Below are 23,142 nucleotides of genomic sequence, written 5' to 3' on the forward strand. Positions count from 1 at the left end.
CTGCAGGAACCAGATAGATTGCTTTGGTTCAATCACCACTAATCAACTTAAAATTGCTTTTACCACAATGCGCTCCACCAAAACGCAAATATCGTGTACACGTGCATCTCTATGGGTAAAGTGCCCGTAAAGCCAAACTAAGGATCAAACGTGAATACAACATTCGCCACCCTGGTAATCGCAGACATTTCAGGGAGCACCCCATTGTACAAAGCAGTGGGCGAAGGCGAAGCGCAGCGCCTTATCCAAATGGAGCTTGATCGGCTACGTCGCGTACTTGCAACCCATGGTGGCACACAAGTTGGCCAGAAAGGGGATGATGTTCTAAGCTTTTTCCTGGATCCAAACGCAGCATTGAATGCAGCGATGGGTCTGATCGAACAGTCCCCGGAAACCTCACTGTCGGTGCATGTTGGTGTACATTGCGGGCCGATCGTCATCGCCGAAAAAGGTGTTTATGGCGAAGCGGTGAATGTGACCGCCCGTCTTGCCACAGCCGCCAACCCAGGAGAAGCCTGTGTCAGCAATGGCGTCGCGACGATGCTACAGGAAAACTTGCGCCAGATTCTCAAACCGCTTGGGCAACTCAACCTCAAAGGTTTGACAGAGCGGTTCATGGTCTATTCCTTGATGAACCCGGACATGGACCCGTTCACGCAAACCAGATTGCCACTGTCCCATGGCCGGACCGAAGATCACTGGAAGCCAGCGGAACGTTTGACCCTTTTGCTTAGCCATGGGGAGCGCTCGTGGCGCTGCCACGAGAATGGCGAGCTGGCAATTGGCCGATCACAAGATTGCGACGTCGTGCTGTCCCAACCATGGGTGTCGCGCCTGCATGCTGTCCTCAGTATCAAGGATGGCAAGCTGATCCTGTCAGACCGAAGCACATCCGGCACCTATTTGAAATCTGAGGCTGGTCGTGAAATCCAGCTCAAGCGCGAATCCGTCATGTTGGCAGACAGCGGCTGGATTTCTCCAGCGCTGCCCATTGAACAGTCCGAAACCTGCCTGCAGTTCGAGCTTTTGGGCCGCAGTCAGGTACCACAGAACGTGGCATGAACCACTTCGCTCTCGGATGGAGGGCGTGTCAGATCAACCGCATCGGACTGATCCTCGTAGGGTCGTGACAAAACGTCGTTCAAACGATGGAATGGTCCGTAATCTCCCTGAACGGCCGACTGTATCATCTGCTCAATCCGGTGGTTGCGCGGAATGAAAGCCGGGTTTGCAGCACTCATTACGACGTCAGGAGTATCTTCGCGCTGCAAACGCGCGCGCCATCCTTCAGCCCATTCGTCATACGCCGCGGGATCAGTGAACTGATCCCGCGCATGATCACCGCCCAGCGCACGAAACGTGTTGGTAAAGTCTGCCTGATTCTGCGCCATCCGCACCAGCAGGTCCGAGATCAGTTCAAGGTCCCCCTCCTCAGCTCGAACCAATCCGATCTTGGCCCGGAACCTCTTCAACCAATGCTCTTGCATCAGGTCAGGCATGGCATGGACAATTTCGGTTGCTTCTTCAACCACCGCGTCTTTGTCTTCGAACTGCTGAATCAATGAAGTCGCCAATTGCGCCAGATTCCAGACCGCAATCTCAGGCTGGTTGGAATAGGCATAACGCCCCATCCGGTCAATCGAGCTGAACACCGTATTCGGATGATAGGAATCCATAAAGGCGCAAGGTCCATAATCTATGGTTTCACCCGCGATCGAGCTGTTGTCCGTATTCATCACCCCGTGAATAAATCCAACGCTCATCCACTGGGCAATCAGTCGCGCCTGCGCATCGCGCACAGCACGCAGCAATCCCATCGGACCTTGTGCGTCCGGATAGTGACGCTGAATAGCATAGTCTGTCAGCTTTCGCAGATTGTCCAACTGTCCTCGGGCGGCAAAAACCTGAAAGGTACCCACGCGTAAATGGCTCTGCGCCACGCGCGTCAGGATCGCACCGGGCATCGGACCTTCCCGTAACACGATCTCACCGGTCTCGACCGCCGCCAGGGCGCGTGTCGTCGGAATGCCCAGCGCATGCATCGCCTCAGACACGACATATTCGCGCAACACCGGCCCTAGCCAGGCGCGCCCGTCGCCCCGGCGCGAAAACGGCGTCTGGCCCGAGCCTTTCAGCTGAATATCCCGCCTGACCCCGTCTGCGCCGATGGTCTCGCCCAACAGAACTGCACGTCCATCTCCAAGCTGGGGGTTATAGGTACCGAACTGATGCCCGGAATACAGCTGCGCCAAGGGCTCGGCACCTTCCGGAACGATATTCCCTGCAAACGCCTGTGCCATCTCTTCAGCCTCGTCGAGCGTTATCCGCAATAGCTGTGCCAGATCGGTATTAAACGCAATCAAACGCGGCGCGCGGACCGGTGCAGGAGCCTGCCGCGCAAAGAACCCCTCCGGCAGGCGGGCGTAACTATTGTCAAAAGGGATCATCATGGTCATGCGGCAAACATATGCGCTGGTTACACAATTGCCATAGCGGATCATACGACGCCGTGCATAATCAGCGCAATCGAACCCGAGGCCGCCATGAACCCACAAGACATCATCAATCACCTGGATCTGCAACCGCACCCCGAAGGAGGTTGGTTCAAAGAAACCTGGCGGGCCGACAATCCCGGCCGCGCCACCGGTACTTGCATCTATTTCCTGCTGACCGAAGGTCAAAGCAGCCATTGGCACAAAGTCGACGCGACCGAGATCTGGCTCTACCATTCAGGCGCACCGTTGACCTTGTCGATCAGCGCAACCGATGCGGGTCCGGCAATCGCTTACACGCTCACCCCGGACTTGGCCAACGGCGCACCCCAGCTGATTGTTCCCAAGGGGTATTGGCAAGCAGCGCGCAGCACCGGAGCTTACACATTGGTCAGTTGCACGGTATCCCCAGGCTTTGAGTTTGAAGGTTTCGAGCTCGCAGAACCCGACTTCGATATTCCCGCAAAATAATAATCACTGGACCCACAGGATTACATCCCAAAGGCATCCGCTTCTTTATCTGGCTCAAAATATCCCGGGGGAGGACGCGCAGCGACCGGGGGCAGAACCCCCTACCCGCCAACCACCTCACCCCGCGCTGGCGACGACACGACGCCGCCTCCAACCAATGCACTAACCCCGGTTGTACCCGGACCAGATGTCGGTAAGCCCCGCGCTACCCGAACCGCAAGATAGGCAAATGCTTGGGCTTCAAGCATATCGCCGTCCAGACCAACCGCCTCAACCGGCCCTACTGGGCAATCCAGCGATACGCGCAGCATTTCCATCAACACCGGGTTCTTGCGGCCACCCCCCGTCACCAGAATGCGCGAAGGTGGCTTGGGGCAATGCTCCATTCCCTGCACAACACCTGCTGCACTCATGCCCGTCAACGTGGCGACCGCATCTGCATCGTTCAGTTCTTTCACCAGATCGATCATTTCCGAGAAATCATTCCGATCCAGCGACTTGGGGGGCATACGATTAAAGAAAGGTTCGGCCAGAAAGAGCTCCAGCGCACCGGTTTCGACCGTCCCACCACGCGCCAGCTCGCCATCCTGGTCCATCGGCAGGCCCAATCGCGCCTGCATCAGGTCATCTATCGGCGCATTGGCTGGCCCGGTATCGAAAGCCAGCAACGCCCCAGGTGCTTCGGGTCCATCAAATGACGGATCGACATAAGTCAGGTTTCCCACACCTCCGAGGTTGAGGAAACACATCGGCTCTTGCGCCCCAATCCACTTGGCGCAGGCAAAGTGAAAGAACGGTGCCAACGGTGCCCCTTCACCGCCCAGCGCCACATCGTCGCTGCGAAAGTCCCAAACCACTGGTAATCCAAGGGCCTGCGACAGGCCCAAACCGTTACCCACCTGCAAAGTCCCACGCCCACGTGGTTCATGCGCCAGCGTTTGGCCGTGGAAGCCGATCAGGTCAACTTCTTCGAATTCAGACAGAACCTCGGCATGCGCGCGAGTTACCAATTCAGCTGCAGTATCGACTTTGGAGCCATGCCACTGCCCGAGCGCTGAGCGCAAGGCCTCACGCTCTTCCTCTGAATACGCCCGGTAGGCAATTGGTCCAAAATCAAAAATTTCCTGCCCATCGGTTTCGATCACTGCCGCGTCGACACCGTCCAGAGAGGTTCCTGACATGGCACCTAACGATCTGATCGCTCCCGATTTGCTGATGACCCTGCCCACATCGACCTCATTGTTCCGTTCAAACACCCGTTCGCCGGGTTCTGGGCACAACCTGCACGGTAACGCCAAGCCAAGGCAAGACACATCAGGCGCGAGCGGCACTTTTCTTGGAAATGGTGCCTTTTCCTTGCCTCTGACGCCGCCTATACAGTGCTCCGCAGTAGTAACCCCGAGGGCACGATATGACCTACCACCCCAAATCGGATTTCATCGCCACGATGATCGAGCGCGGCTTTCTCGCCGACTGCACCGATTATCAGGGCCTTGACGACGCGCTGATCTCTGGGGTGCAGACGGCATATATCGGCTATGACGCCACGGCGCAGTCTCTGCATGTGGGTCACTTGATGAACATCATGGTGTTGCGCTGGCTGCAAAAGACAGGTCACAAACCGATCACCCTGATGGGCGGCGGCACTACGAAAGTGGGTGATCCGTCATTCCGCTCGGACGAACGCCCATTGCTGGGCCCCGAACAGATCGACGCCAACATCGCGGGCATGAAACAGGTGTTCTCGAAATACCTGTCCTATGATGACAGCGAGACCGGCGCGCTGATGCTGAACAATGCCGAATGGCTGGACAGCCTGAACTACCTCGATTTCCTGCGCGATATCGGGCGGCATTTCTCGGTCAATCGGATGCTGAGCTTTGAATCCGTGAAATCGCGGCTGGATCGCGAGCAATCGCTGTCGTTCCTCGAATTCAACTACATGATCCTGCAGGCCTATGATTTTCTCGAATTGAACCGCCGGTACAACTGCGTTTTGCAGATGGGCGGCTCGGACCAGTGGGGCAACATCGTGAACGGCATCGACTTGACCCGCCGCGTCCTGGATCACGAAATCTATGGCCTGACCACGCCTCTGCTGACCACAAGCGATGGCCGTAAAATGGGCAAGTCGCAGGGCGGCGCCGTGTGGCTAAACGGCGATATGCTGTCGCCCTACGAATTCTGGCAGTTCTGGCGCAACACCACCGACGCTGATGTGGGCCGGTTCCTGAAAATCTTTACCGAGCTTCCAATCGACGAATGTGATCGCATGGGCGCGCTGCAAGGGTCCGAGGTCAATGAGGCCAAGGTGCGCCTTGCGAACGAAGTCACCACCCTGCTGCACGGTGCCGAAGCCGCCGCAACCGCCGAGGCAACCGCGCGCGAGGTGTTCGAAAAAGGCGGCGTTGGCGGAGACCTCCCGACCCTAACCCTCAGCGCATCGGAACTGGGTGAAGGCATGTCCATCGTTCAGTTGATCGTCAAATCCGGCCTCGCCAAATCCGGTAAAGAGGCCAAGCGCCTGATCGCTGAAAACGGCGCCAAGCTGGACGATGCCCCGCTGACTGACGCAGGCCTGTTAATCGACGCAGGCGCACTGTCATCGCCCATCAAATTGAGCGCAGGCAAGAAACGCCATGCGCTGGTGAAACTTGGTTAATCCAGTCAAAGAACTGCTATCAAGCATTTGTGCTTTGGAGAAAATGTTGCAGATCGAGTAACTCGATCTGCAATTTTTTTTGCATTCACTCGACGGGGATTGCCTTGAGCCCGAAAGAGAAGATCAATTGTCAGAAAATGGTATCAGCCGGTGCCATTTCTGGTCGTTCAGCTCTTGTTTGTGAACTGCGTTGCCCGAAATAGTTTCAAAGTCTACCATGAGTATTGACGCTCGAAATTAGGGATATTGTGATTGTGTCTGTTCAGACAGGTTACCTGCTAATCGCCGATATCACCGGTTACACAGGATACTTGACCCGGTCTGAGTTGGAGCATGCCAACCCAATCATCCATTCTTTGCTTGAGGCAATTGTGATGGAACTGAAAGACCCGATGAAGTTGCGAGGCCTCGAGGGTGACGCCGTTCTCGCTTATTCGAGTGGACCGTTCCCTTCAGGTGAAACTTTCCTCAACATATGTGAAAGCCTTTATCGGGCGTTTGCCGAACGCCGCCGGAACATTGTGCAGAACACGACTTGTCCCTGCAATGCATGTCGCAACGTTGCTGATCTCGATCTGAAGATCCTTGCGCATCACGGGAAATTTGAAGAGCTTTCGATTGGCCCGATGAAAGATATTTCCGGTGCTGACGTCATACTCGTGCATCGGATGGCAAAAACAGATGTGAAAGAGGATACAGGTATCCTCAGCTACGCGCTGTTCTCAGAAGACGCGTTCCAGGCAATGGGCATCGAGTCTGATCTCATGCAATACAGCGCTCAGTTCGAGCACTTTGGCGACGTACCCATGCAGGTCTACGACCTTGCTGCAGCCTGGCAACGATACCGTGAAGTCGCCGGACCTGTCCGCGTTACAGACGAAGAAGCAGTATTCACAACTCGGCACATGCTGAACGCACCCCCGGGAGTGGCTTGGGAAATGCTTACAGATCCCCGGCTCAAGATGCGCTGGATGATGTTGAAGGACGCCTATCGCGAAGGAGATGCATCGCGCACATCGGTCGGCGTTCGGTTGCACTGCATTCATGAAGCCGCACATTTTCAGATGTTGATCGTCGACTGGCAGCCATTCGAATATGTAACCGACATTCTGCACAACTCCTCCATCGAAGGTCTTACGAATATTGAGACTTATGAATTGGTCCCGATTGAAGAAGGCACCGAAATTGTATTTCGTATGGGCCGACTAACAGACTCTGACGGAAAACATCATCCGGCGGAGGAAGCTGCGGTGATCGAATTATTCGAAAGTTTTTATCCGGTGGCTTTTGGCATTCTCGATGAGATGGCGCTGGAGTTTAATCAAAAGAAACAAGAGTAATAACGCTGAATCTTTGACGGCATCTACGCACCTTAATGGGCTGAGAATATCGTACCATCATCGAACAAGATGCTATCTTTGCAATCAGGGTTGTTCACCTAGAGCCAGATTGTACCGGTTGCCCGCAAGGTGGCAGATGCGGGCCTGATGGTCACCGCGTCGGTGCTGCCAACGCCGATCATACAAAGTGCAGGAAAAAGTGGAACGGTGGTGAAACTGGGTTGATCTAGGTAAACGGCCACCTTTGAGCTTCCACAGATTAGCAGCTGGTATTTCAGATTGAACAATTCAATCTGAATTATATTAGCGCCAGGCTGGCAGAGGTGCGCTTTGAGTTCGGACTAGGCATTTCCTCGCGTCTAAGTCCACCAAAGGTGAATGACGTTCAATCGATGCGATTACCGCGTCTATGCAATTCAAGTTCATCGATCCGAGCCTCGATCAGATTCAGCATTTTAAGATACTCGATGCTCTCGACATCTTTGTAGTTATTCTCAAAATCTTCTTCGGACATGATCTGGGGAATATCTTCGAATCCTATGATGACATCATTTTCCGACCGGATCCCATGTATGAGTTCAGCCCAATCAGGGGCTGGTGTAGACATAAATTTGTTCGACATCCGAATTCCAGAATTATTCGCCGCCAAGTCGGTGAAGTCGAAACCTCCAGACTTAACGGTGTCGTAGAGCTCCTTGAATTCTCCTACTGATACGGCAAAGCCACGGTTGCTTGCAGCTTGCAACGCGGCGGCAGTTGTGAAGTGTCGGCGACTGTCAATGCGCCCATTCAGAGTCAATTCACCACAATCAGCTTTCCAGTTATTGTCCTCAGCAAATTCACTTCCAACCATGCCACCAACAATCAAGGTAAAGTCTTTCGCGCCACAAATCAGTGTAAGGGCAATAATCGCGGACGTGTAAGCGTTCGCCACACCCTCGGATTGGCTTCCTTCTTGAGCGGCCTCTAGCATAAACAGCAAGTAGGGCAGGTAACTTCCGCTTGTCGGCAGTTCGCCGAGATCCATTGCTGAACGAAACTCCAAATAATAGCGGTCAATGTCTCCTGAGTCGGGCATGTCGGAACCACGCAAGCTCCCAAAAATCCCTCGCATTAATCCGTTACTACCCATTTCGTTCATCGTCAGACGGAAGGCCACGTTGCCATCATGAATATGCATGCTATCCGCGACGTTCAGAACGATATTACCGAACTGCTCTCCCACAATTACATTACCGCCTATTCGCGCGAGGCTAATTGCGAGACTTGGAGGGACTGTGACGGGCCCTAGTTGAACGCTTGAAAGCACAAATGGGCCTTCAAATTCAGGTACAGATGCGCGCAGGTTCATCCATTTGTTAGTGTACGGAACCGGGACTGAGGCAATTCCATAAACGCTCTTACCATCAACACTGAGTTCGCCGCGAAATCCGGGAACGAAGCGCCCTCCTAGCTTTAAGACACTATTGAGTTGATCCTCGTTCGTAGTGAATGAAGCCGTTTCTGATAACTTTGGCTGAATAGCGGACCTCAGGCCTCGTACGAATTCACGCGCTTCTGTCACATCTTTAGGAGAAGGTGGTGCTCCTGCTTCGACTAGTGGAGCGTCCTCGACGACGACCAGGACAAGCACAATCAAAGCCATCAACACTGCGGCAACTGAAATTATCGATATCTTTAGAAACCTGCGCAACATGCATAATCCACTCGGCCAACAACACTATTTAAGTATGCAAGCCCTCAAAAAAGAAATCATCTGAAATCGATGAACGCCAACCTGTGAAACGAATTTGGATAATGCAGCCCAAGCATCGGAAAATGCCAATGCTTAATTGGTCATGAGACTGTCAAACCTGAGACAACAATACCAACATCAATAACCTTCTTCGGATTGCCGCATTATTGACGACTCCCGGCGTCGTATTTCGCAACAGACTTTCGCATTCCTGCATGTGAGCCCCACCCTTTCCGTTCCACTCTGAACCGGAAGGAGGCACCATATGACCAGAACTGCCACTGCCACACGTACCGGAGGGCGCTCTGCCCGACGCGCCATCCGCACCGCTCCAAATTTCGAGATGCTACCAGGGCTGACCCATGGCTTACCGCTCTGCGAAGTGATGGACGGAACTCAGGTTGAACGCATCGATGCGGCATCGATGGAAATTCTGGAAAACGTGGGTGTCCAGTTCCGCGACCCCATCGCGCTGGAAGACTGGAAAAAGGCCGGTGCCAAAGTTGAAGGTGAACTGGTCTATCTGGATCGCGGTCTGGTGCGCGAGTTGATCGCGACCATCCCGTCAGACTTCACCTACCACGCGCGCGATCCGAAAAAGAACGTTCGACTTGGTGGCAAACACTCGATTTTTGTACCGATGACCGGCGCGCCGTTCCTGCGCGATCTGGACGATGTGCGCCGCAACCCGACGCTGGAAGATCTGGCGATGTTCCACAAGCTCAGCCACATGTTACCCGCGCTTCATTCGTCGGCCCATCATATCGTCGAACCCTATGACCACCCGATCAGCCAGCGACATCTGCGGATCACCTATTCGTCGATGAAACACTCGGACAAGACCTTCATGGGCATGACCACCAGTCCCAAGAATGCCGAAGATGTCATGGAGATGTGCGCGATCCTGTTTGGCGAGGATTTCCTTGAGGATCACCCTGTCACCACCGGCAACTGCAACGGCAACTCCCCGCTAGTCTGGGATGAAACCATGTTGGGGGCAATGCGGGCCTTCTGTCGCCGTAAGCAGCCTGTGCTGTGCTCGCCCTTCGTACTAGGCGGGGCCAACACGCCTGCCAGTGTACCCGCCACCGTGGCGCAGCTGAACGCCGAAGCGCTCAGCGCGTTGGCCTATACGCAGGTGATCCGCAAAGGCGCGCCTGCGATTTACGGGCACTACCTGTCGACTGTATCGATGAAATCTGGTGCACCGATGGCCGGTACGCCCGAGATCAGCCTGATGAACTTCATGATCGGACAGATGGCCCGGTACTATGACGTACCATGGCGCACCTCGAACACGCTGGGCGGGGCAAAAACCTTTGACGCGCAGGCAGGCTATGAATCCGCAACCACTCTACAGGCGGTGATCCATTCCGGCGCCAACTACATTTGGCATTCGGCCGGTTGGAATGAGGCCGGGATGCACTGCTCGACCGCGAAGTTCATCGTCGACGCGGAACAATGCGCCATGGCCTATCGCATGGCCGAGGGTCCAAAATGGCACGATTTCGATCAGGCGGTTTCCGCCGTTGGTGATATCGGCCCCGGCGGGCACTATCTGGGTCACCCCCACACGCAGGACAATTTCCAAAGCGCGTTCTTCATGCCCGACATGTTCGACAATAATTCGATCGAGCAATGGCAGGCTGAGGGATGTGTCGAAATCACCGAACGCGCCCTCAAGCACGCCCGCAAGCTGTTGGCTGAGTACCAAGAACCGACGCTCGATATCGCAAAGAACGAAGAGCTGCTGGACTACATCGCACGGCGTGAACGAGAAATTCCGGCAGCCGATGAGTTGAATCAAACATACTGAGATACACTCCCCTGAAACTCACTCGCCCGAACTATTGGGCGGGTCTTTTCCATTCAGAGACATCGGGAAACACAAAACGTGAGAATTGCTGAAATCCACATCTACGGCCATGATCTACCGGTGAAAAATGGCCCATACACCATGGCCCGCGCCCAGGTCTGGGCTCTGGATACAACTCTGGTCAAACTGGTTGCTGATAACGGTCTAGTCGGATGGGGCGAGACCTGTCCGGTCGGTCCCACCTATGCTGAAGCACATGCGGCAGGCGCACGGGCCGCGCTAGCGCAGATGGCACCAGATCTGCTGGGCGCTGAGGTCTCGCCGCTTGGCTTGCATCGCCAAATGGACAGCCTGTTGAACGGTCATAACTACGCCAAAGCGGCAATTGATATCGCGGCGCATGATCTGTTGGGCAAACACTATGGTGTAAGTGTATCGACCCTGCTGGGAGGTGCTGTAACCGACAAAGTGCCCTCGTATTACGCAACAGGCGTCGGCGCACCGGATGACATCGCCCGGTTGGCTGCGGATAAGCAGTCCGAAGGCTATCCTCGCCTGCAGATCAAGGTCGGCGGTCGCCCGGTAGAGCTGGATATCGAAACCATCCGCAAAGTTTGGGAGGTGATCGGTGGCTCTGGCATGCGCCTTGCCGTGGATGGCAACCGTGGCTGGACCACCCGAGATGCGCTGCGTGTGAGCCGCGAATGTCCCGACATTCCCTTCATCATGGAGCAGCCCTGTAACACGATTGAAGATCTGCAGAAAATCCGGCCACAGGTTGGTCACGCGATCTACATGGATGAAAACAGCACCAGCCTGAACACCGTCATTACCGCGGCGGGCACCGGGCTGGTGGACGGGTTCGGCATGAAGGTCACCCGTATAGGCGGCCTGCACCCGATGCGCGCCTTCCGCGATCTTTGCGAGGCCCGCAACCTGCCCCATACCTGTGACGATAGCTGGGGCGGCGACATTATCGCAGCGGCCTGCACCCATATCGGTGCTACGGTGAAGACCGAATTGCTCGAAGGTGTATGGCTCGCTGCACCCTATATCGAAGGCAATTACGATCCCGAAAACGGTATCCGGATTGAGGGCGGGCATATCCGCGTTCCCTCCGCACCGGGGCTCGGCGTCTCACCTGACGAAAGCCGATTTGGCGCGTCGGTCGCATCCTACTGATTGGACGCAGACATGGATTTCACAGGAAAAACAGCCCTGGTGACCGGTGCCGCCGGGGGTATCGGAGCCTCTCTCGTGCAGCGCCTGCGCGCTGCGGGCGCGCAAGTGGCGGTGGCAGACCGCTCACCGGAGGGGATCGAAGCAGAAGCGCATTTCCCCGGTGATCTTCTTGACACGAGCTATGCCGACGCACTGCCCGCGAAGGCCGCAGATGCTCTGGGCAGTCTTGATATCGTAGTCAACAATGCGGGCGTCATCACGCGCGGGGCTGTGACCGAGACTTCGGATGAGGATTGGGCCCTGTCGTTGGGTGTGAATGTCGAGGCCCCGTTCCGCATCTGCCGGGCCGCCATTCCAATCATGGCCGCGGCAGGTGGCGGAACAATCGTAAACACCGCGTCCTGTTGGGGCCTCCGACCCGGCCCGGATCATGCGGTCTACTGCATGACCAAAGCGGCCATCGCCAGTCTCACACAATGCATGGGGCAGGATCACGCGCATCAGGGCATCCGCATAAACGCCGTTTGCCCGAATGAAGTGAACACACCGATGCTGCGCTCCGGCTTTGCAAAACGGGGGTTTGATCCCGATAGTGCCGTTGCCGAGCTTGGAAAATCAGTGCCGTTGGGCCGAATTGCCGAACCCGAGGATATCGCGGACGTGATCCTGTTTCTGGCCTCGGACGCCGCGCGGTACATGTGCGGTGCGTTGGTTGAAGTGAACGGAGGCAAGCCGGTGCAATGAACAGATTTGTCGGAAAAACTGCGCTGGTTACTGGCGGACGCAGCGGCATCGGGCGCGCCATCGCCCAGCGTCTGCGCGACGAAGGGGCCGATGTCTACACCGCTCAACGTGGGCAAGACGACGACTTCCCCTCCTTCCATGCGGATTATTCAGACCCCGACAGAACCTCACAGATCATCGAGCAGGTCATTGCTCAAGCGGGTCGGCTGGATGTGCTGGTCAACAACGCGGGCATGATGCAGGAAGCATCGGTCGACGACATGTCTCTGGCGGATTGGCAACGCAACATCATGGTCAACCTGACCGCCCCTTTCTTGCTGATCCAAGCCGCTCTGCCGTATCTGCGCAAAACTAAGGGAAGCATCGTCAACATCGGCTCGGTCGAAGGGCTGGGCAGCAATCCCGGTCATGCCGCCTATTGCGCCTCAAAAGCCGGGCTGCACGGGCTGACCCGCGCGGTTGCCGTCGACCATGGCGCAGAGGGCATCCGCTGCAATGCGGTTGCTCCGGGCTGGATCGACACCGATCTCAACCTCGATTTCATCGACAGCATGGACGACCCCGCCGCGTTCGGCCGGGATATCGCCCGTATTCATCCCGTAGGCCGCACTGGTGATCCCAAAGAAGTCGCCGCACTGGTCGCGTTTCTGGCTGCTGATGAGGCCGGGTTTGTCACCGGCCAGATTTACACCGTCGATGGCGGGCGGATGGCAAAGCTTAGCCTGCCCTGACCAGCAGGCGGGTTATTCCGCCCCGGATCGCCACTCTTTCCAGCGCAGATACGCATTGGCACCCGCTGATGCGAAGGGCTCGGGTGGCAAGCGCGGCGGCATCGGCTGCGCTAGAAAATGGTCTGAAACCTGGGAGTCTTTCCCCAGCGCAAGCTCTGCTACGCCCATTCCTTGCAACGTGCCGCGGGCGATGCCCAATCCGTTCTGGCAGCAGGCGGCATAGACCCCTTGATCAACCTCACCAAATGCGGCTGAACCATTGCGGCTAAGGCACAACATCCCGGCCCAGCGATGCTCCATCCCCACATCGGGCAGGTTCGGAAACCGTTCTCGGAATTTGCGGTCGTGCACAGCGCCTGCCCGATCCAACTGGCTATCGCTGCTTCGGATATCCGGATGATAGCTGGAACAGGTTCGGATCAGAATACGATCCCCATAGCTGCCCGAAACCCGCCGCACCGAAGTGCCCATCGGATCCGCAGGCGTCACCGACCAGCGCGGCTGCCCGCCCAACTTGGCGATCTGCGCTTCGCTCAACGGTTCGGTGATCGACGCGTAGAGACAGATGTGCATCAAACGCCGCTGATAGAATCCAAAGCTTTCCAGATGACCATTCGTGGCCATCACAATCTGCCCGGTCGAGATCTTCGCCCTATCGGTCTCTACCTCCCAGCCACTGCCCTTCTTACTAAACCCCGTGACGGGTGAATTCTCAAACACCCCAATCTGTCCTGCAAGGTACGCGGACAGGGCACGGACGTAAAAAGCGGGCTGAATCATCACGGTTCCCGGCGCAAACAGGCCAGAACTGTAATGCGGACTACCCGTCAGCGCCTGCATTTGGTGTGCATCATACAGCTCGTAAGACTCTCCCATCTGCGCCAGATGTTCCGCATAGTCTGCGTTGTGCCGATCTCCATCTGGTGTCGCTGCGGCATTGATCTTGCCGCACGGGTCAAACATCTCCAGCGACAGATCACATTCTTCTGCGACTTGCGTCGCAAAAGAAATGGCCTGCCGGTTCAGCGCAATCGAGGCCCGGTCCGCCTCCAGCCCGTCGCTTGCATAATTGTCCGAGGCCAGATCATGCGGCAAATCGATCATGAAGCCCGAGTTGCGCCCGGCCGAGCCTTCGGCAAAGCGCCCTGCCTCCAGCACGACAACCTTCAGCCCCGGATCAAGCTGATGCAGCCGCCGCGCCGCAGACAGCCCGGCAAAACCACCGCCGATGATGGTCACATCTGCGGTCTGGTCTTGCTCAAGCCGGGGCAGCGATTGCTGCGGCGGCAGGATCGCATTCCATCCCGCCGCGCCGGTCTGCCGGGGCAACCGTTTGGCGGCGTAGCTCGTCAATCCACCGCCTCATCTTCGTCATCAGTCAGATCAATCCAAATGGTTTTCAGCTGGGTATACTGATCATGCGCATGGACCGAATTGTCCCGACCACCAAACCCCGATTGCTTGTAACCGCCAAATGGTGTGGTGATGTCACCTTCGCCAAAGCTGTTGACCGTGACGGTTCCCGCCCGGATCGCCCGTGCGCCCCGGATGGCGCGTTTGGCGTTGGCCGTGAAGATCGACGCACACAGGCCATACTCAGTGTCATTAGCAATGCTAATCGCCTCGTCAAAGCCAGAGACTTCGATCACCGACAAGACCGGGCCAAAGATTTCCTCGCGCGCCAGCGTGGCATCGTTTCCGGGCACTTCGATCACCGTGGCCTCGACGAACCCATTCTCCGCCTTGCCACCAATCAGCACGGTTTCGGCCTGATCCAGATAGCCGCACACCTTGGAATAATGCCCTTCACTGACAAGCGCGCCCAACCGAGTTTCAGGGTCCAGCGGGTCGCCGACATTCCAGTGCTTGGCATGATGCGCGATCCGTTCCAGCAATTCTGCCTTCACGTCCTTATGCACGATCAACCGCGAAGAGGCCGAGCAATTCTCGCCCATATTCCAGAACGCGCCATTGACGATATGCGCCGCCACCCGGTCGAGGTTTTCGGCATCGTCCATCACGATGGCGGGGTTCTTGCCGCCCATCTCAAGCACCACCTCCTTAGCATTGCTTTCGGCTGAATAGCTCAGGAATTTCTTGCCCGTCACGGTCGACCCGGTGAAGGACACCATGTCGATATCCATGTGCCGCCCAATGGGTTCGCCAACCTCGGCACCGCCCCCCGGTACCACGTTCAAAACCCCGCGCGGCAAACCCGCCTCTGCAGCCAATTCCGCCACTTTGAGCGCGGTCAGAGAGGTCTCGGTCGCAGGCTTCACCACCACGGAACAACCCGCTGCCAATGCAGGCCCGATCTTCCATGCCAGCATCAGCAAAGGGAAGTTCCACGGCAGCACCAGCCCAACCACACCGATAGGTTCCCGCACGACCATGGCGATATGGTCATCACTGGCCGGTGAGACCTGATCATAGATCTTGTCAATCGCCTCGGCATGCCATTTCAGGCAGTGAATCGTCTCGGGCACATCCACGGTTTCGCAGTCATAGATAGTTTTACCGCTGTCGATGCTTTCCATCACCGCCAGTTCCCGCGCATTACGGGTGATCAGCTTGCTCAGGCGGATCAGCACGTCCTTGCGATCCGACGGGTGCATCTTAGACCAACGCCCATCGTCAAAGGCCTCACGCGCCTTTTCGACTGCGAAATCCACATCCTCGGCACCGCAGTCGGCAATACTGGTCAACACCGCGCCGGTTGCCGGGTTCACGGTCTCGAACACCTGCCCCGAGATTGCCGGGCGATAGCCGCCGTCGATGAACGCGCCCGTCGGCAAATCCAGATGCGCAGCGATGGAGTCGTATTCGTCTTTCGTCAGCAAGCTCATGCCTTAACCCTCCGCCACGATATCTGCAATTTTGCGTTTCAGAACCCGCGTCACCTGTTCCAGCGCGCGTTTGTCATCTTTGTTCAGCCCTTTGAGCGGGGGCCGCACCTCACCCGCATCGAACCCGTTCATCGTGACGCCATGCTTGATCGTCTGGATGAACTTGCCGCCCTGCTCCAGCACCCGCATCAATGGCATCAGCGCGCTCATGATGCGGCGGCCTTTGGCAAAGTTGCCCTCGATCACACAGGCCTGATACAGCGCCACATGCTCAGCGGGCAGAAAGTTCGATCCGCCGCAGACCCAGAACGGCGCGCCCCAGGCGAAGAACTCCAGCGCCTGATCGTCCATGCCGCAGCCCAGCTGAATATGAGGGTAATCCCGCGCCAGCAGATGCACCCGGTTGATATCGCCCGAGCTTTCCTTGATGCCGCAGAAATTCCGACTGCGCCCCACACGATCCAGGAACTCTTCGCCCATCATCGTGCCGGTCCGATGCGGATAGTTGTACAGCATCACTGGCAGATCAGCCGCCTTGTCGATCGCCAGAGCGTTCAGTGCATTCTCACGATCTGTCGGCACCGAATACGGAGGGCTGGCCAACAGGATCGCATCCGCGCCCAGTTCCCTCGCGCCCGAGGCCAGCGCAACGGAAGCGCCGGTCAGCATCGCCCCCGTTCCCACAACCAGAGGCGCACGCCCCTTCAGTTGTTCATGCGTAAAGCGCGCCAATTCCAGCCGTTCATCAACCGTCTGGGCATAGTTCTCACCGGTCGATCCACCCGAGATCAGCCCGTGCACACCCTGTTCGACCAGATAGTCTATCACCTCGGCCAAGGCGTCCCAGTTCACGCTGCCATCCGCCGCGTAGGGCGTCACCACCGGCGTGTAGATACCCTCAAATCTGAAGATCGGTGTCATGTGTCCCTCATGCAGATGTCTTGCCGGGGACCTGCCCCAGCGGAAAATCCAAACCCTCAGGCATCACGAACAGCTCGATCTGATCGCGCGACAGGGTCCAGTGGTCGTCGGCAAGCTGCGCAGCAGCCGCCTCATCGCCCGCCTCGATGGCGGCGATGATGGCGTCGTGCTGGTGGCTGGCCTGCGACAGGTTCTCAGCCATCCGTGCGGTCTGCGGGCGATAAAATGTCATCCCGATCCGCGCATGATCGATCAGAAGCCGATTGAACGAAGGCGATAGATAGACATTTCCTGCCATCTCACCGGTCACCTCGTGAAACCGAGTGTTGGCCAGCGTCCGATCTTCAGCCGAGCCGTTGCGCAAGGCCTGCCGGAACGTCTCTTGCGCCGCTTTTAACTGATCGATCTGATCGGGCGTCGCATTGGAGGCTGCCAGCCGCAGCACCGCGCCATAGACCATCGGCGCAACCAGAAAGAAATCGCGTAGCGTGGTATGAGACATCTCTGACACCCGCGCCCCGCGATGGGTGCGCAGGTCCAGATAGCCCTCACCGGCCAACTGCCGGAACACTTCGCGCAACGGCGTGCGCGACAGGCCAAAGGCCTGCGACAGCTGCGCCTCGTCCAGATCCTCTCCGGGGCTCAGGCGCAAGGTCAGAACCGACATCTTGAGATGTTCGGCCAGCGCCTCTTTCGGTGATCTGTGCTCGCCCTTCATCCCACGCCTTCCATTGCCGTTTTCGATTCGCGTATGCGTATCGTGGTATCTCATAAAAATACATGTTGTATACAGTTAGTTTTCGTGCAGCATGCCGATACATTCAGAAACGCCCTGATTCCGGTCCACCCCATGCACAAACCGCAACACTTCACTTTCATACTGGTCGAGGAATTCTCGCACCTCGCCTTCTCATGCGCGGTCGAACCGTTGCGCATTGCAAATTGGGTGGCGGGTGAAGAGCTCTACCAATGGTCCTTTCGGTCAGAGCACGGAGAGCAGGCGGTTTGCTCCAACGGATCAATAACTCTGGTACATGGCGGGCTGCAGTCCGTGCCCAAATGCGACCAGTTGTTTGTTTTGTCGGGCATTCACATGCGAAATCATGTCACGAAGCCACTGCTGGCCACATTGCGCCGTGAACGCGCGCGTGGGACCAATATCGGCGCGCTTTGTTCTGGTGCTTGGTTGCTGGCCGAAGCCGGGTTTCTGGACGGTATGCAGGCTGCAATTCATTGGGAATATCACGATTCTTTTATGGAGGCTTTTCCCGAAATCAACCTGGTTCGCAGCGTTTTTGTCGCTGACGAAAAACACATGACCGCATCGGGCGGCACGGCCACTGCCGATCTGATGCTGCACCTGATCGAACGGGATCACGGCCACGACATGTCCGTCGCCGTTGCCGATCAGATGGTCTATAACGCCGTGCGTAATGCCACCGCTGATCAGCGCGTCTCGCTGCAATCACGCAACGGGATGCGCAATGCGCATTTGGCCAAGGCGATCAACATCATGACCGAAAACATCCAAAGCCCGCTGTCGCCATCAGTCATTGCCGCCGATATCGGCATTTCGACACGACAACTCGAACGCCTGTTCGGAAAATTCCTGAACACTTCGCCCAAAAAATACTTCATGGAATTGCGCCTAGAGCGGGCTCGTAATCTGCTTTTGCAGACCGAGTCCTCAGTGACCGAGGTCGCCTTTGCCTGCGGGTTCGAAAGTGCCGGTCATTTCTCGCGCGTCTATCGTGCGACCTTTGGGATCACGCCCATGCAACAGCGCAGCAGGCTGGATTGATCAATACTGTGACTGGACAGCACCCCTTGCTTGCGATTATCTGAACAAGTGTTCAGATCAAGATGAGGCCCTTCATGCAACTCTCAACCACAGCTGCAGTCATCACCGGCGGTGCGTCCGGCCTGGGTGAAGCCACAGCCCGTCATTTTGCCGAGAGCGGCGCACAAGTAACCATCCTTGATCGTGATGCCGAGCGCGGCCCTCAGGTCGCGGCTGAGATTGGTGGGTATTTTGCACAGACCGATGTGACGGATGAGGCCTCGGTCGCTGCGGCCATTGCGCAGGCGAAGGACAAGATGGGTCGCATCACCGCGGCCGTGAACTGCGCCGGGATCGCGATCGGAGCCAAAACCGTCGGCAAAGACGGCCCCCACCCCTTGGACGCCTTCCAGCGCACCATCGACATCAATCTGGTCGGCACTTTCAACGTCTCACGCCTTGCCGCTGCCGAAATGGCTAAGAACAATCCCGAACCGGACGGCGCGCGCGGCGTAATCATCAACACCGCCTCTATCGCCGCCTTTGACGGGCAAAAGGGTCAGGCCGCTTATGCAGCATCGAAAGGCGGCGTGGTCGGCATGACCCTGCCCATGGCCCGCGATCTGGCATCCTCTGGCATCCGCGTGATGGCCATCGCACCGGGTATTTTCATGACGCCCATGCTGGCTGGTCTGCCCGAAGAGGTGCAGCAGCAACTTGCAGCGGACGTCCCCAACCCTGCCCGCCTTGGCGATCCCCTTGAATACGGGCGGCTGGCCGGGTTTATCGTCGAGATGGGCTACCTTAACGGAGAAGTCATCCGCATCGACGGTGCCCTCCGGATGCGGTAAATCAATGCCATGACCGAGCGGCAGAAAATGGAGGCAGGCGACTGGTATCGCTGCCTTGATCCAGAACTCGATGCGTTGCGTGCCACCGCGCGCCGTGCTGTCCATGCCCATAACACTTGCCCGCCAGATGAAAGGGGCAATTTGGCTCCGGAACTCGCGGCGCTTCTTGCCCATGTCGGTCAGGACAGCTTTGTCGAGGCACCATTCCATTGTGCCTACGGAATAAACCTGTCTCTGGGTGATCGGGTTTATCTGAACGCTGGCTGTGTCGTTCTCGACACCGCGCCGGTGCGGATCGGCAATGATACGATGCTTGGGCCCACGGTACAGATCTACTGCGCCGAACACGCGAAAGACCCCGCCTTGCGCGCGCAAGGTCTGGAAATCGCTCACCCTGTGACAATTGGCGAGAATGTCTGGATCGGCGGTGGCGCGATCATCATGCCCGGCGTCACAATCGGAGACCGCGCCATCATCGGCGCCGGAAGCATAGTTACGAAAGACGTCTCGGTCGGAGCGACCGTCGTCGGCAACCCGGCCCGCCCGATTTGACCTCACGCGTGGCCGCAAGCCATATGTCCAGCACCTTGTTTTTCTTCTTTTCTTAGGCCCGACCCACAGGATAACGCGGAGCGGCGACAAAAAGTTCTGAGCCTGGGTGTATCTGTTTTGCTTTCGTTGGTGTTGTCACCTTTGCGAGACTTTGCTGCCGTTCGCTGTCGCCGCCCCAATGTCTGCTTGTCGATCAGGATGGTTTACTGACGGAGAAACTAAATCGGCCAGTCGAGAAGAAATGCTCCCCACTTGCATTAAGCGCCGCTTGTTCTTCTGCCCACGCCTGCAGGTCATCATCTGGAACAGTTTTTTGTCCCTTCACGTAAGCCACAATGAAGGGCACCACCATTTCGCCATAGCAACCATCGTATCTGTCCGTATTAATGATGGAGAAATAGCTCACTTCATTGACTACCAAACCCGCGTTTCGAAGACGAGCACCAAGCGTTCGCGGAAGTTTGCTGTCGGCGCAATGCGGTGCAAAAGCCTTGAGCACCTTGTCCATTCGATCCGGGTACTCGCTATGCCAACAGACACCCTCCCAATCCGTCGCAAGGATCAAAGCACGTCCGCCGGGTTTGAGAACACGAAAAACCTCGCTGCAAAACTTCGCTACATCAGGCACATATTCAGCAACTTGGGTGCTAACGACCACATCGAAGTAACTTTCTTCAAACGGGAGCTTGGTCGCGTCGGCGCAACGATAGCTTAGCCAGTCATGCCCACTTCGTTTCGTTGCGCGTTCTACCATTTGTTCCGAAATGTCGATGCCTACAACTTCACCATCGGGTCCTGTTTGATCCGCTATTTGAGCCGCGAGAAAGCCGGGGCCGCTTCCAATATCCAAGACCCGCTCGCCCTTTCGAACCGAAATCCTTCGAAGGGTGTCGTCTCTTTGAGAAACTACATCCGGCCCAAGGTAAACCGCCTCTAATCGCTCCGCTGCCGCGTCGTCGTATTCCATGCCCATAAAGTGATCCCCCCGGTTCCTGGCAGTCACGCTAACATTGTGGTTGCTGGTCGGGAAGTGGGGCGGCATCGCTGAGCGTTACCGATACGAAAGCAATTCAGACATAGGGGCTCTCTGCAGCATTGGGGAATAAGGGCTCGGAGCGATTAACAAGTCGTATTCAAACCATTAACCTAAGTTTTGTACAATTCAGACAATTCAACCGAATGTAGATGTATAACTCGGACTTAACCAGTTTCGGCCTTCTCTTCCAACAACAGCCACTCTTCCTCGGCCGCTGACAGTTTTTCCTGCCGTTCGACCAAGGCGTCAGTCGCTTTCTGAAACTTGACCGGTTCGCGGGTGAACAGCTCGGGGTCCGACATCAGTTCCTCAAGCTTGGCGATCTCGGCCTCAAGGCGCGCAATCTCGGCAGGTAGCTTCTCTAGCCGGTGCTTTTCCGAGAACGAGAGGCCGTGTTTTGGCTTTGCCTCTTGCTTCACCTTCGGCTTTGAAGATTTTGTTTTATCTTCTTTTTTCTGAGCTATCTCTCCACGTTGCGCGATGTAGTCGGACCACCCTCCGGCGTAAACGGTTGCGCGCCCATTGCCCTCCATCGCGATGGTTGTGGTCGCAACCCGATCCAGAAAATCCCGATCATGGCTGACCAGCAACACAGTGCCATCATAGTCGTCCAGCAGTTCCTGCAGCAGATCCAGCGTTTCAACATCCAGATCATTCGTCGGTTCGTCCAGCACCAGAAGGTTTGAAGATTTTGCCATCAGCTTGGCCAACAACAACCGCGCTTTTTCCCCACCAGACAAGGACTTAACAGCCGCTCTTGCCTGTGCGTCATCGAACAGAAACTCTTTGAGATAGCCCACCACATGCTTGGGCTGCCCACCCACCATCACTTGATCAGCCTTGCCAGACACCCGCATCTCAGGATTGCCGGTTAAGCTGTCCCACAAGCTCATTTCCGGATCCAACTGCGCACGCGCCTGATCAAATACAGCGATCTCCAGATTGGTGCCCTGCACCACAGATCCTTCATCAGGATCGACCTGACCCAGTAGCATTTTCAGCAGCGTTGTCTTACCCACACCGTTGGGGCCGACAAAGGCCACACGGTCACCACGCTGCACCAAAAGATCAAAGTTGCGCACGATCTGCTGAGATCCAAATGCCTTTGAAACGCCAGTGGCTTCGATGACCTTACGCCCGGGTTTTGGACCAGATTCCAAAGCCATAGCGGCAGAACCCTGACGTTTGATCTGCGCTGCCCGCTCAGCTCGCAATGCCTGCAGCGCCCGCACCCGGCCCTGATTGCGCTTACGGCGCGCGCTGATACCTTCAACAGCCCATCGCGCCTCGGACTTGATCAAGCGGTTCAACTTGTGGCGCTGTTGATCTTCCTCTTCCCAGACCTTGTCGCGCCAGCTTTCAAAAGCCTCAAACCCCTGCTCCTGCCGCCGTACAACGCCGCGATCAATCCACAGAGTCGCGCGGGTCAATGCACGCAGGAAGGCCCGGTCATGCGAAATCAGAACGTAAGCCGCACGGGTCGATCCCAACTCACGTTCAAGCCATGCGATCGCTTCGATATCCAAATGGTTCGTTGGCTCGTCCAGCAGCATCAGGTCTGGTGCCTCGGCCATTAGCTTTGCCAATGCCGCCCGCCGTCTTTCCCCGCCAGACGCAGTTTCAACCGGACGGGCGGGATCGAATTTTAAGCCTTCGCCAGCGCGTTCGACCTTATAGAGCTCCCCGGGCTCCAACCCGCTTGAGGCATAGTCACCAAGAGTCGCGAACCCCTGCATATCGGGATCCTGCTCCATGTAACCCACAGATTTACCCGGAGGGATGACAATATCGCCCTGATCGGCCTCAACCAATCCGGCCATTACTTTCATCAGGGTAGATTTACCTGATCCATTACGTCCGACCAGCGCAACGCGATCACCGGGCTGAACCACAAGGTCCAGACCGGAAAACACCGGATCCCCCCCGAAGGTCAGAGAGATACCGGACATCTGCAACAAAGGAATTCTCGCCATGCCCGCCAGC

At 56.7% G+C, this 23,142-nt stretch carries 19 protein-coding genes and 2 pseudogenes; 11 read left to right on the plus strand and 10 right to left on the minus strand.

The annotated features are described in order from the left end of the window. Positions 1–150 precede the first annotated feature (150 nt). A complete protein-coding gene (locus ACR0JR_RS03850; RefSeq protein WP_083829000.1) occupies positions 151–1,062 on the plus strand; it encodes an adenylate/guanylate cyclase domain-containing protein in 912 nt (303 codons plus the stop codon). On the opposite strand, the gene ACR0JR_RS03855 is transcribed toward ACR0JR_RS03850, so the two are convergent. Continuing rightward, entirely contained in the window at positions 1,038–2,456 is a 1,419-nt protein-coding gene (locus ACR0JR_RS03855; protein WP_480455191.1) for a protein adenylyltransferase SelO, read from the minus strand. The genes ACR0JR_RS03850 and ACR0JR_RS03855 overlap by 25 nt on opposite strands. An 87-nt stretch (positions 2,457–2,543) precedes the next feature. Between ACR0JR_RS03855 and ACR0JR_RS03860 the strand changes: the two genes are divergently transcribed. Beyond that, a complete protein-coding gene (locus tag ACR0JR_RS03860; RefSeq protein ID WP_480455062.1) occupies positions 2,544–2,963 on the plus strand; it encodes a cupin domain-containing protein in 420 nt (139 codons plus the stop codon). A 101-nt stretch (positions 2,964–3,064) separates the two neighbouring features. Here the strand turns inward: ACR0JR_RS03860 and ACR0JR_RS03865 are convergent, their stop codons facing one another. Next, positions 3,065–4,144 carry an anhydro-N-acetylmuramic acid kinase gene (locus ACR0JR_RS03865; protein ID WP_480455064.1) on the minus strand — a complete coding sequence of 360 codons (1,080 nt, stop codon included), beginning with the start codon at positions 4,142–4,144 and terminating at the stop codon, positions 3,065–3,067. A 230-nt stretch (positions 4,145–4,374) separates the two neighbouring features. Here ACR0JR_RS03865 and tyrS point away from each other — a divergent pair, with 230 nt between their 5' ends. Continuing rightward, entirely contained in the window at positions 4,375–5,625 is a 1,251-nt protein-coding gene (tyrS, locus tag ACR0JR_RS03870) for a tyrosine--tRNA ligase (protein WP_480455065.1), read from the plus strand. Positions 5,626–5,879: 254 nt separating this feature from the next. Then, on the plus strand, positions 5,880–6,965 hold the full coding sequence (locus tag ACR0JR_RS03875; RefSeq protein WP_480455066.1) for a DUF2652 domain-containing protein: 1,086 nt from the start codon (positions 5,880–5,882) through the stop codon (positions 6,963–6,965). Positions 6,966–7,350: 385 nt separating this feature from the next. Here ACR0JR_RS03875 and ACR0JR_RS03880 read toward each other — a convergent pair whose 3' ends face one another. Further along, positions 7,351–8,610: a YfiM family lipoprotein gene (locus ACR0JR_RS03880; protein WP_480455067.1), complete on the minus strand. Its 1,260-nt coding sequence runs from the start codon at positions 8,608–8,610 to the stop codon at positions 7,351–7,353. Between the two features lie 355 nt (positions 8,611–8,965). Here ACR0JR_RS03880 and ACR0JR_RS03885 point away from each other — a divergent pair, with 355 nt between their 5' ends. The 4 genes from ACR0JR_RS03885 (at position 8,966) to ACR0JR_RS03900 (ending at position 13,173) form a co-directional block, all read left to right on the plus strand. Continuing rightward, a complete protein-coding gene (locus ACR0JR_RS03885) occupies positions 8,966–10,516 on the plus strand; it encodes a trimethylamine methyltransferase family protein (RefSeq protein WP_480455068.1) in 1,551 nt (516 codons plus the stop codon). Between the two features lie 78 nt (positions 10,517–10,594). Then, on the plus strand, positions 10,595–11,698 hold the full coding sequence (locus tag ACR0JR_RS03890; protein ID WP_480455069.1) for a mandelate racemase/muconate lactonizing enzyme family protein: 1,104 nt from the start codon (positions 10,595–10,597) through the stop codon (positions 11,696–11,698). A gap of 12 nt (positions 11,699–11,710) precedes the next feature. Continuing rightward, positions 11,711–12,442, plus strand: a complete 732-nt coding sequence (locus tag ACR0JR_RS03895) for an SDR family NAD(P)-dependent oxidoreductase (protein WP_480455070.1) — start codon at positions 11,711–11,713, stop codon at positions 12,440–12,442. Then, the gene (locus tag ACR0JR_RS03900) at positions 12,439–13,173 is read left to right on the plus strand and encodes an SDR family NAD(P)-dependent oxidoreductase (RefSeq protein WP_480455071.1); all 735 of its coding nucleotides are present in this window, start codon (positions 12,439–12,441) and stop codon (positions 13,171–13,173) included. Before ACR0JR_RS03895 ends, ACR0JR_RS03900 begins: the two co-directional genes overlap by 4 nt. A 12-nt stretch (positions 13,174–13,185) precedes the next feature. Here ACR0JR_RS03900 and ACR0JR_RS03905 read toward each other — a convergent pair whose 3' ends face one another. The 4 genes from ACR0JR_RS03905 to ACR0JR_RS03920 are packed head-to-tail and all read right to left on the minus strand — an operon-like array spanning position 13,186 to position 17,712. Next, complete coding sequence (locus ACR0JR_RS03905) at positions 13,186–14,526, minus strand: NAD(P)/FAD-dependent oxidoreductase (RefSeq protein ID WP_480455072.1); 1,341 nt, start codon at positions 14,524–14,526, stop codon at positions 13,186–13,188. After that, entirely contained in the window at positions 14,523–16,019 is a 1,497-nt protein-coding gene (locus ACR0JR_RS03910; protein WP_480455073.1) for an aldehyde dehydrogenase, read from the minus strand. Before ACR0JR_RS03910 ends, ACR0JR_RS03905 begins: the two co-directional genes overlap by 4 nt. Positions 16,020–16,022: 3 nt before the next feature. Beyond that, complete coding sequence (locus tag ACR0JR_RS03915) at positions 16,023–16,940, minus strand: dihydrodipicolinate synthase family protein (protein WP_480455074.1); 918 nt, start codon at positions 16,938–16,940, stop codon at positions 16,023–16,025. A 7-nt stretch (positions 16,941–16,947) separates the two neighbouring features. Next, on the minus strand, positions 16,948–17,712 hold the full coding sequence (locus tag ACR0JR_RS03920; RefSeq protein ID WP_480455075.1) for a GntR family transcriptional regulator: 765 nt from the start codon (positions 17,710–17,712) through the stop codon (positions 16,948–16,950). A 78-nt stretch (positions 17,713–17,790) separates the two neighbouring features. On the opposite strand from ACR0JR_RS03920, the gene ACR0JR_RS03925 reads away from it, so the two are divergent. The 3 genes from ACR0JR_RS03925 (at position 17,791) to ACR0JR_RS03935 (ending at position 20,123) form a co-directional block, all read left to right on the plus strand. Then, positions 17,791–18,741: a GlxA family transcriptional regulator gene (locus ACR0JR_RS03925; RefSeq protein ID WP_010440542.1), complete on the plus strand. Its 951-nt coding sequence runs from the start codon at positions 17,791–17,793 to the stop codon at positions 18,739–18,741. 74 nt (positions 18,742–18,815) lie between these two features. After that, the gene (locus tag ACR0JR_RS03930; protein WP_480455076.1) at positions 18,816–19,571 is read left to right on the plus strand and encodes an SDR family NAD(P)-dependent oxidoreductase; all 756 of its coding nucleotides are present in this window, start codon (positions 18,816–18,818) and stop codon (positions 19,569–19,571) included. A gap of 9 nt (positions 19,572–19,580) precedes the next feature. Continuing rightward, the gene (locus ACR0JR_RS03935) at positions 19,581–20,123 is read left to right on the plus strand and encodes a sugar O-acetyltransferase (RefSeq protein WP_480455077.1); all 543 of its coding nucleotides are present in this window, start codon (positions 19,581–19,583) and stop codon (positions 20,121–20,123) included. A gap of 193 nt (positions 20,124–20,316) precedes the next feature. Here the strand turns inward: ACR0JR_RS03935 and ACR0JR_RS03940 are convergent, their stop codons facing one another. The 3 genes and pseudogenes from ACR0JR_RS03940 to ACR0JR_RS03950 all read right to left on the minus strand — a co-directional run. Further along, the gene (locus ACR0JR_RS03940) at positions 20,317–21,090 is read right to left on the minus strand and encodes a class I SAM-dependent methyltransferase (protein WP_480455078.1); all 774 of its coding nucleotides are present in this window, start codon (positions 21,088–21,090) and stop codon (positions 20,317–20,319) included. Positions 21,091–21,323: 233 nt separating this feature from the next. Next, a pseudogene (locus ACR0JR_RS03945) lies at positions 21,324–21,488 on the minus strand (hypothetical protein); the annotation flags it as partial. A 384-nt stretch (positions 21,489–21,872) separates the two neighbouring features. Further along, a pseudogene (locus ACR0JR_RS03950) lies at positions 21,873–23,132 on the minus strand (ABC-F family ATP-binding cassette domain-containing protein); the annotation flags it as partial. Positions 23,133–23,142 lie beyond the last annotated feature (10 nt).

The organism is Ruegeria sp. AA3, assembly GCF_056542905.1.